The following is a 12,137-nucleotide window of genomic DNA, read 5'->3' as shown; positions in this document are numbered from 1 at the left end:
CTGGTGAGGGTGACGGCGATGGTGTCACACAACCGATGCCGCCGCCACCGCTGCTGCTGCTGGCAACAATAGCGCTACCGCTTTTAGTAAGCAAACCTGGTGGTGGACAATATTCTTCTGGAACTGGAACGGGCGCTGGAGTTGGCTTTGGAACGGGAACGGGAACGGGAACCGGAACTGGTTGTTTGCGACGACGAGTTACTTTGTTTTTCCAGCCCCACCGTATTCCGTTGTAAATCCTAACGTTTGTTTCCGTAATAGTTAGTTCGTTTTTATCTTTTCTGGTGAATGTCTCTATGTCAGCTAAGTAAGCTTCAGCAATCCAATAATGCTCGTTTAGGGGATCTTCTCTATAGCTTCTGTCTGCCAATCTTTCGGTACTTCCTGGATAGAAAGGGGTGTTTTCACGGCCTACATTGTCAAGGTATTTTGACACTTTATTATCATGTTGCTTCACATGAGCCGGGTGGTTAGTGTTTACCCACTGAATCCAACGAAGGTCTCGTGTTGTATCACCTCTACCTCGCCGGTAATTCAACTCAATCCCAGCTCCCACTCCGGTTGAAACAGGTGGATTAGGTGTTGTTACATTTGGTAAATTAGGATATTTACAGGGAATTTTAAAAGTACAAGCATAATAGTTTAATACTTCTACATTTCCTCTTAAGTCTTTATCCGCTTTAGTAAAATTCCAAATCTGTGTACGACCGGAATTATTATAAGCTGATATCCTATAAGCCTCTAGCAGATTTTGCAAAGTTATCGTCCCGCCACGTGGCATTTCTGTTATTTTATATGGCTCCAGTCTGGTGTTGATAGTTATTTCTTCATTCCCTTGCATATAAGTGATAGACTGAGTTGGAAGGTATAAATCTCGCGCTCCTTTTGCTGCAAAACTCAGGCTGAAACCCATAGCCTCTTGACTCGTGAATGCAACTAACAAGGGTGTTGCTAAAAACATTACGATCGTTTGTGTGGTCGCCATTATGTATCCTCAATCAGTTATGTTTATACGAAGTGCTAATTATTAGGCGTTAATCCTAATTAGTTTCATGTTCACTTTGTGGTTACTGGTTGCACTATGCAAAACTCTATGAAAGGGGTAAAAACTTGCCCAACCCATACCATTTTTAAGCACTGTTTATGTATTAACTCGTCATAGCATTTTACTGTCGCATTAGTTACTTCGTATTTGAATCTAATCGAATAATTTCCCGTAGATGGTAGATGAAATTTCCAATATTCACGGTTGGTAAAAGGCATAAAAAGCATTAAATCTCTATCCTGCTTTCTTTTTATTTTTGGATATTTTCGCTCCCAATAACACTGAGCAGTTTGAGAAAAAGTTACAGACTTTCCCGGCATAATTAAGTGAAGATCGGATTCGTCAGGTACTCCTACTCCATCTGCCTGATAACCAGGATTAATATTTTGACCATCTGATGTTATAATTTCGGGAAAAAATTGGAAAAAACTAAAATAATAGGGAGTTGAAGTATTGTTAGTGAGGGAAAAACCTAACACTACAGATGTATGATCGTCTTGGTTAGTTCTTTTGATCGGGACAATCCACAGACGGTTTGACAGGATTGTTTCAAACCGAATGCCATCTACTTCAACGGCATTGTTGTCACTGGATTCTCCTATAGTCATGATGCTTGTCCTCCTTATTGCTTTATCCTAAGAGTAGGGCAGTAGCGCCTACGCTGATTTAAAAGAAGTTTGGTGAGATTATCTCCAAACATTATCACAGTATCAAAGTTCTACACAATCCGAAAATTTACTGAATTGAGTGACTTTCAGAGAAGTAAATCAAATCTTTCCTAGTAATATTAGTTAAGCCTAAAGGAAGATTTAAGATAAAATATTGACTTCTGTAGCTAAAAAGTTTCAAGGGATACTGTTTTTTATCTAGTTTCCTCTAAAATGCGAGAAAATCAGCGAATATAGGGTTGATATCAAATCCGGGTGCACTGGAATTATTTGTTTGTAAAATTTGGAAAAGTTCGCAGTTGCGGGTTTTTCGCCACACCGCAACTGCCAAATTTTCCTACTTCATTAAAGCAGCGCCGCGGTTATAAAGTTCCCGCGCGTAATCAGTCCAAGTTCCCTGTCCCCAATAGCGGAAACAGCTTGTTTGTAGCAACAAATTGTAAAGCAAAGCTTGCTGGTATTCAAACTGCTTAGTAACAGCGGCATCTTGCTGCACCCGCGCATCGTATTTTTTGTGGAATGCAGCGCTGAGTAGATTCATCGGTTCCAAGACATTTTCGTAGCCTTTCACCCAACTTAAATCGTTAGTCCAAGAAGCACCATCCATGTGAAAATTATGGTCTGTTTGCTTGAGTTGGGCGATCGCACTTTCCACTTTTTCCGGCGTTGCACTATCAGGATCGACTAGGTGCCAGATTTTGTGCTGGTTAACCCCTTGACAAATGGGATAATCATCAGGATTAACACCCGCCGCTTCAACAATCTCCAAATATTCAGTGCCGTTTAAACCAACAACACCAGATTTCCCCCCGCCTTGTTCGCGGTTTTCGTGCCAAGCTTTGACAAAAGCGCTGGGAAATTCATTCATCATCACGCCGCCATTTTCGCCGTCGGCAATCTGAGTGACTAAAGAAGGAACTGTGACATTGCCAATTTGCTGTTTATTGCGTCCTTTTGCTTCGTAATACGGCTGCATTTGACCGACCAATTTCGTATCTGAACCTTGGCTTTTAATCAAAGCAGTAATACTGATTGTTTCGCCGTGAGAATTGCGGGCAACTAAACGGTTTGGAATATATTTTTGGTCGTGCGACAATCCCGAACCGTCGGGATTTTCTACAGAATGTTCTTGCACCATCAGCCAGCGATAGCCGCATTCTTTCAAAGCTTTGATGTATTCGTAAAGTGTATCTGGGTGATTGGGAAAGTGCATTTCTGGGGGCGAAAAACCTTTGACGCGCTTCAGGGCATCAATGCCAAAAATGGCTGCAAAATGATGTTGCCATGCTTGAATTTGGAGTTTGATGTCGGGAATGGGAGTTGAGGGAATGACGGCGTGACTCCACATTGTCCCCAGCCATTCTACGTGAGGTTGATATTGAGGATCGCAGGTAATCCGCTTGAGATTATCAAAGATATCGTCGCGTCCCATTTGGCGCAATCCCCACAATAAGTTGCCCGAATAGTCCAGCATAATTCGCGGGTTGCAGCCTTCGGCAATCAGTTGGGGGATAAATTCTCCCATGCGGGAATAGCACCAAGCAAACACTCCGGCGTTGTGGTTGTCTCCTTGGTTGGGATGTTCAAACATATGCTGGAGATTGCAGATCAGTTCGCCGTTTGCACCGCCAGGAATGGTGGGTTGGTGCATATGCAGGGCGCAGGCGAATCCGGCTTGAATATTTTCCAGCCGCAGATTTGTGGTAGGTAGAAAGATTGGTTCGTTGCTGTTGGCTGCGGCATTAATTTCTGCTTCGGAGCCACAAATATGGGGTAATCCTGAGTTGATTTCTTGTAAAATCGGTAAATTGGGAGATTGTGCGATCGCAGGCATAAATTTTTCTCAACAATTGTGGAGGGGCGCTGTCTGCTATTGCTAAGATAGCTAGATACTTTAACAGTACCAGAGGATGTCGGCCAAAGATAAATTTCACAAGATAAGTCCGGGAGCGCGGCAGATCCTAATCTTGGGTAAAATGTTTAACACATTTCACGTAAATAGGCGAGGTAAATTATGAAATACGAAATCAAGGTTTTGGAACCAACGGATTTGTGGTATGTCCAAAATAATATCAATCCAGAAACGAACAAGTTTTATCATCCCACTAAGAATATTCCCCTCGTTCAGCAAGCGGAAATTAAATTGAATAATTCGGGAGTAATAATTCAAAAAGGTGCGCTGCATTGGTGTATTGGAAAATTGACCGAAAGCATCCAGGATACCCGCCACGTGATTCATCCGTCCAGAAATAAAAAACCTGTATCCGATGAAACTTGCCCGCCGAATTTATCTCGCGCAAGTCAATGCTTCAATTCTTTAATCTAAAATCTAAAATCTAAAATCTAAAATCGATTGACGGTAGGTGGAGAATTGCTGTTACAGCTTTGCGCGAGCAAAAAGCTATAGTTGTAGCTGCTACAAATTCACCGGCTAAGGTTGTCGAACTCAAACAAGGTGAAACTTTGATAGCTGATTGCGATTTGGTGAAAGGATTTACCAAGGGGATTGAAGAAGATTATCGAAAATTAGGTCATTTTGGCAAAGGCGGTGGAGAGGGTTATGTTTGGTATTATCAGGGGAAAGGTAAATTATTAGTATGTGAAAATGATGCGATGGGTTTGGGTTGAGTTGTTGCATTTTTGTCTAGCGGTATGAGAATTATGAGTGGGATTTATGTAAGATAAGGAGGAAGAAACATCGCACACAAATTTGCAGGCATGAAAGTGTCTGAGATTCTCAAAGGTAAAAAAGGTAGTATAAAACAAGCACAGCTTCCGGCAAGTTCGCCAAGTTGGGAAGAATTTAGCGAAATGATATGGGAGCAAATAGAAAGAGGTGCTGAATAAAATATCCCCGGCTTTAAGATGGTTCGCAAATTGTTGAGCGATCGGAGATTTTATAGATGAAAAATAATGGATTTGACCAAGTAATATTATTTTTGCAAAAATTGCAAAAACAGGCTATCGATTACAGTTTAGCGCATCATCGCGATGAAGCTCTGATGGTAATTGTAGCTGTACCTGGGGAACGGTGGGAAATAGAATTTTTGAGTGATGGTTCGGTGGAGGTAGAGAAGTTTGTCAGTAATGGAGAAATTGTTGGAGAAGAAGCTTTGAGTGAGTTATTCGATCGCTATTCGGAACTAGACGAGACAAATGGCGATTTGACTCAAAAGATTGAGTTGACAAATGCGAGAAGATGAGTTATGTTTTGCGGAATTTGCGATCGAGTTGCAGCAATGCCGAAACGATATCGCCGATCGCAACCGCCGCAAATTCGGCTTCTGGGAGCCCGATCGCCCTGTATTCCCAATGGCCTACTTGCTTATTTGGCGAGAAACCATATACTTTGTCATGTTAAGAAAATATCTTTTTGATTCATCAGGAGCGAGAAAAAAAAATGTACATAGTACAAATTGCCTCAGAGTGCGCCCCCGTCATCAAAGCAGGGGGTTTGGGCGACGTAGTTTACGGTTTGAGTCGGGAGTTGCAGAATTCCGGCCACTGCGTCGAGATTATTCTACCCAAGTACGACTGCATGAGGTACGACCACATTTGGGGACTTCACGAGGCCTACCGGGATTTGGCTGTGCCCTGGTACGGCGGCGAAATCCTCTGCGATGTCTTGTGCGGCTGGGTGCACGGGCAGTTGTGTTTTTTCATCGAACCTCGCTCTCAAGATAACTTTTTTAATCGCGGCTGTTATTACGGGTGCAATGACGACAATATGCGGTTTGCATTTTTCAGCAAAGCCGCTTTGGAATTTTTGCTCAGAAGCAACAAGCGTCCCGATGTGATTCACTGTCATGATTGGCAAACTGGTTTGATTCCAGTCCTGCTGTTTGAAATTTACAAATACAATTGGATGGAAAATCAGCGAGTCTGCTATACCATTCACAATTTCAAACATCAAGGCATGGGAGGTAGCGATATTTTGGAAGCAACGGGTTTGCACAGACCGGATTATTATTTTGATTACGATCGCCTCCGAGATAACTTTAACCCTTTTGCTATCAACTTTATGAAAGGCGGCATTGTTTACTCGAACTTTGTCACCACGGTTTCGCCGCACCACGCTTGGGAAGCTCACCTCGGCGAGTGTGGCTACGGTTTGGGCCACACATTGCACTTGTATCAAGAGAAGTTTCGCGGGGTACTCAACGGCATTGATTATGATGTCTGGAATCCCGATGGCGATCGCTATATTCCGCACCACTACAATCAGGAGGATTTGGCAGGAAAAGCCAAAACTAAAAAAGCTTTGCGCGATCGGCTGTTACTGCGCGATGCTGACAAGCCTATTATTACCTTTATCGGTCGTTTGGATGACCAAAAAGGCGTTCATCTCGTCCACCATGCAATTTATTACTCTCTGAGTAAGGGAGCGCAATTCGTGCTTTTGGGCTCCGCGACGGAAGCGGGAATTAACGCGCATTTCCAGCATGAAAGACAGTTTTTAAATGATAACCCCGACTGCCATTTAGAACTAGGTTTTAATGAGGAACTGTCGCACTTAATTTACGCGGGTGGGGATATGATTGTGGTTCCCAGTAATTACGAACCCTGCGGGCTGACTCAGATGATCGGGTTGAGGTACGGCACTGTTCCTGTGGTGCGGGGAGTTGGCGGTTTGGTGAATACTGTGTTCGATCGAGATTACGACACCCGCCACCTCCCGGAAGAGCGCAACGGTTACGTGTTTTACCAAACCGACTACTCGGCTTTAGAGTCGGCGCTCGATCGGGCGATCGGGTTGTGGTATGACTATCATGATGAATTTGAAAAACTCATGCTTCAAGGCATGAATTGTGACAATTCGTGGAAATATCCAGCTAAAGACTATGTGGAAATTTACGAGCTAATTAGACACAAATAAGCCGTAGGATCTCAGATGCTGCACCATTGTCAAGAACGGGCCCCAGGGCCCGTTCCACAAAGAATGAGTTTTCTCGCTTCACAGGCCGAAAAGCCTGTTCATAAAAGGCTTATTGAGAATCGTGCAACATCTCAGATGAAATTGTTGTGGGGAGTAGGGGTTGGGCGTCCCGCCCGCCCGAAAAATACAACGCAAGATGCCCGACAGCTTATAACCAAGTCTTTTCGGAAAAAAACTGCAGGTTGAGCGAAGTCGAGACCGGATTTCTGACCACGAATTTCTTCATGTGGTACCCGCCACGTGATTTATCCGTGGAATCAATCCCAAATCGAAAATCGAAAATCACTTATTGCCCCCGCATTTATCTCGCGCAAGTCAATCTAAAATCTAAAATCTAAAATCTAAAATCGATTGACCAGCAGTGCGTCAGCCCTAAAATAGTTACGCTCTCGATCATCAAATAAGAATTATTTGCATTAATATAGTAAAGCACTGACTATAGATGGCTGTAGAGAGACCATCGTGTCAATTACCAGATGAAAAAATCTATCATTATAGAACAATGAGCATTTCTCGGCGTATTTTTCTTGCCAGCGGTACAGCAATGGCTGTCGTGGCCGTGGGGGAACTAAGCAAAAAAGCCCCTGTCGCAGCCCAAACCGGGACTCTCAACCTTTATTCAGCACGTCACTACGATACTGATAATGAGTTGTACCAAAGCTTCACCAAAAAAACTGGGATCAAGGTTAACCTCGTTGAGGCGGATGCTGACCAACTAATTGAACGGATCAGAAGTGAAGGTGCAAATAGCCCCGCTGATGTTTTCATCACGGTGGATGGTGGGCGTTTGTGGCGGGCCAAACAAGCAGGTATTCTGCAACCTGTGTCTTCAACAGTCCTGACATCGGCAATTCCAGCAAGTTTGCGAGATCCTCAAGGTTTCTGGTTCGGTCTATCGCGCCGGGCACGGGTGATTGTTTATAACAAAAGCAAGGTGAACCCTGCCCAATTGTCAACCTATGAGGCGCTGACAGAACCTCGGTGGAAAGGCAAAGTTTTAGTGCGATCGTCCACTAATATCTATAATCAGTCTCTGGTTGGGGCTATGTTAGCGGTTCATGGAGCTCAAAAAACAGAAGCTTGGGCACGAGGATTGGTGGCTAATTTTGCGCGTCCTCCAGAGGGAAATGATACGGCGCAAATCAAGGCTGTTGCTGATGGGGTAGGCGATATTGCCATTGTTAATACCTATTATGTAGCTCGCTTAATGAAATCGAAAGATCCTGCAGAAAAAGCGATCGCGGCGAAAGTAGGTGTATTTTTCCCCAACCAGCGCGATCGCGGTACCCACGTCAACATTAGTGGTGGGGGTGTAGTCAAAACCTCCCGTAACAAAGCAGGCGCGACCAAATTCTTGGAACACTTAGCCAGTCGCGAAGCGCAACAAATTTTTGCTAGGAGTAATAACGAATACCCTGTGATTTCAGGTGTGGCGATCGATCCTGTAGTGGCAAGTTTTGGTACATTCAAATCTGACCCTCTCAACCCTGATGTGTTTGGGAAAAATAACGCCGACGCTTTAAAGATTGCCGATCGCGCCGGATGGAAATAGAGGCTTTTTGAACAAGAAGCTACTCTTTGTGATTCGGCGGTTGAAACCGTCGAATCCCATCAACTTTAATTTTTAATTTTACCATCCGGCATTATAGCGCCTGTCAGGTTTGCCCCTGTCAGGTTTGCCCCTGTCAAATCAGCACTATTTAAGTCAGTTTCACTTAAATCGGCATTACTAAGATTGGCATTATTCAGTTTTGCACCTCGCAAAAAAGCCCCCTTGAGATTTGCATTACTCAAATCAGCATTTGTGAGATCGGCCGAAAATAAACCTGCTTTTTCCAGAGAAGCACCTTTTAAATTTGCACCTTTGAGATTGACGCTATCGAGTAAGGCTTCATTAAGTTTGACATTTTCTAGCATAGCACCTTCCAACTTAGCACCGTTGAGATTAGCGCTTGTTAAATCAATGTCACTTAACTTGGTATCAGTCAGGTCACATCCTGGACATTGCTTAGTTTTTTGTAATGTTTCGAGAGGGCTGGTCGCCTGTTTTTGGCATCCAAAGGTGACAAAAATAGTAAGCAGTAAGAAGGAGATTGTGCCAGTAGTGCGGTTAAACATTGCTAAGTTTTTATTAATCATCTTAATTTATGAAGGAAAAAGGAAGATGGAAGAAGGGTTGATACATTCTCCTGAAACCCGCCAGGGAATTTATTCCCTGTCTAATAGCTAAAGTCGGTTGAAACCGACATCTTGCACCATTGTCAAGAACGGGCAAGATGCCCGTTCCACAAAGAGTAGATTTTCTTGTGGAACAGGCCGAAAAGCCTGTTCCTAAACAAGTAATTGAGAGTGGTGCAAGATGTGAGTTGAAACCGACTGAAATCCTAGCTGTATAGTCGTCTGAAGACGACTTTCGCTATGAGACAGGGGTTTGAACCCCTGTCGGACTATAGCTTTAAAAGAATCAATCACCTGTGCAAGCAGGGAAGAGATTTGGCGGTTATAGTGTTGAAGACTGGCGCGATCGCGCAATTTTCCAACTTAATAAAATAACCGGTAACATCCCCACTAAAACAATTGCCAAGGCTGGGCCAGAAGCTTCCGCCAATCGCTCATCTGAGGCAAGTTGATAAGTTCGCACAGCCAAGGTATCAAAGTTAAAAGGTCTAATAATTATAGTAGCAGGTAACTCTTTCATTACATCAACGAATACTAACATCATGGCAGTTAGTAAACCTCCCGTCATCATTGGTGTATGAACTGTAACTAAAGTTTGCATCGGGCTATAACCCAAACTTCTCGCCGCATCATCTAAATTAGGCTTGATTTTGCTCAAACTGGACTCTACCGCATTTAAAGAAACAGCTAGGAAGCGAACTATATAAGCAAATACCAAAGCTGCGATCGTACCACTTAACAACAAGCCTGTAGAAATTCCAAAGTTTTCACGCATCCAACTATCAAATAGATTGTCAATTTTTCCAATGGGAACCATAATCCCCACTGCAATCACAGAACCAGGTACAGCATAGCCCATTGCCGCAACTCTAGTTCCTAACTGCACTCCTAAATTAGGATATAACCGTAACCCATAAGCCATAATCAAGGCAATAACTACGGCTAAAATTGCTGTCAGTGTTGCCAAAATTAAACTATGACGGGCAAAGATCCAAAAACGTTCATCTAAAGTGAGTTGCCAATTAGCTAATGTCAACTTTACTAACAGACCCGCTGGCAATAAAAAACCAAAAAACAGCGGCAGTAAACAAGCAATTACCGCTAAATTTCCCCTAATTCCTTTAAGCTGATAAGTTTGCAGTTGGCGATAGCGACTGCTAGCTTGATAATATTTAGTCCGACTGCGCGACCAGCGTTCTACTAAAATTAAACCCAGAACAAATAATAATAGCAGGGCAGCTAATTGATTGGCTGCAATTCGTTCTCCCATGCCAAACCAAGTCCGATAAATACCTGTGGTGAATGTATCAACTCCAAAATACTGAACAGTGCCATAATCGTTGAGAGTTTCCATCAAAGCCAGTGCTAAACCTGCAACAATTGCTGGTCTAGCCATTGGTAAGGCAACTGTAATAAAACTCCGCCAAGGGCTACAGCCCAGTATTCTACTAGCTTCTAGGGTACAAGTTGATTGCTCCAAAAATGCAACTCTTGTTAATAGGTAGACGTAGGGATATAAAACTAAGATTAGCATTAAGATTGCTCCAGGGAGCGATCGCACGTTAGGAAACCAATAGTCTCCATAACTCCAGCCAAAAATAGAACGCAAAGCACTTTGAACTGGGCCTGAAAATTCTAAAAAGTCTGTATAAGTATAAGCTAGGACATAAGCTGGGGCCGCTAAGGGTAACAGTAATGCCCATTCAAATACGCGACTGGCCCGAAAGCGACACATTGTTACTAGCCATGCACATCCTACGCCAATCACGACAACACCAAAGCCTACACCGATCATTAACAATAAAGAGTTGATGATATAACGGGTTAAAACTGTATCGGTTAAATGTTGCCATGTATCTTTAGCTTCAAAAAAGATACTGGATAAGACACTGAAAACTGGTATGGCGATCGGCAATGCTAAAGCGATAACCGCAAGTGTCCACCCACTAGCGGATAAGCCGCGTAAGGTCGATCGCCATTGGGTTGTCTTGATTGCTGTTTGCTGTAGTGATTGTTGGGAATTTTTCATCGCTAGTAAATTGTCTAGCTTGCTAGTTTATCAGTAGGTGTAAACATTTGTCAAGTCTTTCTGACAATTTATATCACTAAACAGGTTTATTGTAGAATAGTAAGTTGTTGATTATTTATGGCAATAATGGCTCCACCTATAATTCTGCAGTTGGATGGTGTAACAAAACAGTATGCCCAAGCAGCATCACCTGCGGTGGCATCTGTCACCCTGACATTACATCAAGGAGATATACTGGGGTTGTTGGGGCCATCGGGTTGTGGGAAAACAACGTTGCTGCGGTTAATTGCGGGTTTTGAACAGCTACAAGCAGGGACGATCGCCCTAGCAGGAAAAACTGTAGCCAGTGTTAATATGTCAATGCCGCCGGAACAGCGAGACATTGGTATGGTGTTTCAAGACTATGCACTCTTCCCCCATTTGACAGTCGCGAAAAATGTAGCTTTTGGCTTGACGCATCAAGGAAAAGAGTCAAAGCATAATATTCAGAAAGGTGTCACCGAAGCATTAGCGCTGGTGGGATTAGAAGGGTTGGAAAACCGTTATCCCCATGAATTATCCGGGGGTCAGCAACAGCGAGTAGCCCTGGCCCGTGCGTTAGCCCCTAGACCTGCGATTATTTTACTAGATGAACCATTGAGTAATTTAGATGTACAAGTACGGTTAAGATTGCGTCAGGAAGTCCGCGAGATTCTCAAAGCAACGGGAACCTCTGGTGTATTTGTCACCCACGATCGCGAAGAAGCACTTTCGATTTCAGATTGGGTAGCGGTGATGCGTCAAGGCCAATTAGAACAGTTTGGCACTCCAGAGGAAGTTTATCAAGAACCTGCATCTCGATTTGTGGCTGAGTTTGTGACGCAAGCTAATTTTGTGTCTGCATCGCTGAAGCAGGATTTTTGGGAAACAGAAGTAGGTTGTTTTGCTGTTAAAGGAGATTCATGTTCACAAGTTCCTTGTGATGTTTCTACTGAAGGAGAATTGATGATCCGGCAGGAAGACTTGAGTTTATACTTAGATGAAGATTCGCCTGTTGTGATTTGCGATCGTCAGTTTTTAGGTAGAGAAAATCGTTATTGTTTAAAAACACCTTCGGGCGAAAAGTTATATGCCCTCACAACCACAGGAAATGTTTTTCCCATTGGTTCTAAAGTTCGGTTATCTTGTGGTGATAATTCTCCCTTAGCTTTCTTTGTCGGTAAGCCTAGGGCGTAGGTACAGTATTAGAACTTGACAAAAGTAGGAAAGCATGATAAGTGAATTTAGGAGCTTGTTAAATCC

At 43.3% G+C, this 12,137-nt stretch carries 11 protein-coding genes and 1 pseudogene; 7 read left to right on the top strand and 5 right to left on the bottom strand.

Translation table 11 applies throughout. From position 1 onward, the window contains the following. From QUA16_RS10775 to QUA16_RS10765, 3 genes and pseudogenes are all read right to left on the bottom strand, one after another. Positions 1-985: pseudogene (locus QUA16_RS10775) on the bottom strand (hypothetical protein); the annotation flags it as partial. A 71-nt stretch (positions 986-1,056) separates the two neighbouring features. Continuing rightward, positions 1,057-1,653 carry a hypothetical protein gene (locus QUA16_RS10770; RefSeq protein ID WP_333104528.1) on the bottom strand — a complete coding sequence of 199 codons (597 nt, stop codon included), beginning with the start codon at positions 1,651-1,653 and terminating at the stop codon, positions 1,057-1,059. A 397-nt stretch (positions 1,654-2,050) separates the two neighbouring features. Continuing rightward, the gene (locus tag QUA16_RS10765; RefSeq protein ID WP_333104526.1) at positions 2,051-3,547 is read right to left on the bottom strand and encodes a glycosyl hydrolase family 57; all 1,497 of its coding nucleotides are present in this window, start codon (positions 3,545-3,547) and stop codon (positions 2,051-2,053) included. Between the two features lie 180 nt (positions 3,548-3,727). On the opposite strand from QUA16_RS10765, the gene QUA16_RS10760 reads away from it, so the two are divergent. The 6 genes from QUA16_RS10760 to QUA16_RS10735 all read left to right on the top strand — a co-directional run bounded on the left by QUA16_RS10760 (position 3,728) and on the right by QUA16_RS10735 (position 8,201). After that, positions 3,728-4,039 (top strand): hypothetical protein, encoded by a 312-nt coding sequence (locus tag QUA16_RS10760; protein WP_333104524.1) that lies wholly within the window; start codon positions 3,728-3,730, stop codon positions 4,037-4,039. Between the two features lie 59 nt (positions 4,040-4,098). Beyond that, positions 4,099-4,341, top strand: coding sequence for a hypothetical protein (locus QUA16_RS10755; protein WP_333104522.1), 243 nt, complete (start codon positions 4,099-4,101; stop codon positions 4,339-4,341). A 90-nt stretch (positions 4,342-4,431) separates the two neighbouring features. Beyond that, the gene (locus QUA16_RS10750; RefSeq protein WP_333104520.1) at positions 4,432-4,560 is read left to right on the top strand and encodes a hypothetical protein; all 129 of its coding nucleotides are present in this window, start codon (positions 4,432-4,434) and stop codon (positions 4,558-4,560) included. Positions 4,561-4,616: 56 nt separating this feature from the next. Then, complete coding sequence (locus QUA16_RS10745) at positions 4,617-4,916, top strand: hypothetical protein (RefSeq protein WP_333051746.1); 300 nt, start codon at positions 4,617-4,619, stop codon at positions 4,914-4,916. A 197-nt stretch (positions 4,917-5,113) separates the two neighbouring features. Continuing rightward, positions 5,114-6,589: a glycogen synthase GlgA gene (gene glgA / locus QUA16_RS10740; protein WP_333104519.1), complete on the top strand. Its 1,476-nt coding sequence runs from the start codon at positions 5,114-5,116 to the stop codon at positions 6,587-6,589. Positions 6,590-7,151: 562 nt separating this feature from the next. After that, positions 7,152-8,201 carry a Fe(3+) ABC transporter substrate-binding protein gene (locus QUA16_RS10735; RefSeq protein WP_333104518.1) on the top strand — a complete coding sequence of 350 codons (1,050 nt, stop codon included), beginning with the start codon at positions 7,152-7,154 and terminating at the stop codon, positions 8,199-8,201. A 65-nt stretch (positions 8,202-8,266) separates the two neighbouring features. Here the strand turns inward: QUA16_RS10735 and QUA16_RS10730 are convergent, their stop codons facing one another. Together QUA16_RS10730 and QUA16_RS10725 are read right to left on the bottom strand one after the other, a co-directional pair. Beyond that, positions 8,267-8,788 (bottom strand): pentapeptide repeat-containing protein, encoded by a 522-nt coding sequence (locus QUA16_RS10730; protein ID WP_333104517.1) that lies wholly within the window; start codon positions 8,786-8,788, stop codon positions 8,267-8,269. Positions 8,789-9,149: 361 nt separating this feature from the next. Next, the gene (locus tag QUA16_RS10725; RefSeq protein ID WP_333104515.1) at positions 9,150-10,856 is read right to left on the bottom strand and encodes an iron ABC transporter permease; all 1,707 of its coding nucleotides are present in this window, start codon (positions 10,854-10,856) and stop codon (positions 9,150-9,152) included. Between the two features lie 126 nt (positions 10,857-10,982). Here QUA16_RS10725 and QUA16_RS10720 point away from each other — a divergent pair, with 126 nt between their 5' ends. Beyond that, positions 10,983-12,071, top strand: a complete 1,089-nt coding sequence (locus tag QUA16_RS10720; RefSeq protein ID WP_333104513.1) for an ABC transporter ATP-binding protein — start codon at positions 10,983-10,985, stop codon at positions 12,069-12,071. Positions 12,072-12,137 lie beyond the last annotated feature (66 nt).

Origin of the sequence: Microcoleus sp. S13_C3 (assembly GCF_036700905.1) — a bacterium.
GTDB lineage: Bacteria > Cyanobacteriota > Cyanobacteriia > Cyanobacteriales > Microcoleaceae > Microcoleus.
The sequence above is the reverse complement of the archived record's forward strand: the minus strand, read 5'-3'. Positions and strand labels throughout refer to the sequence as shown.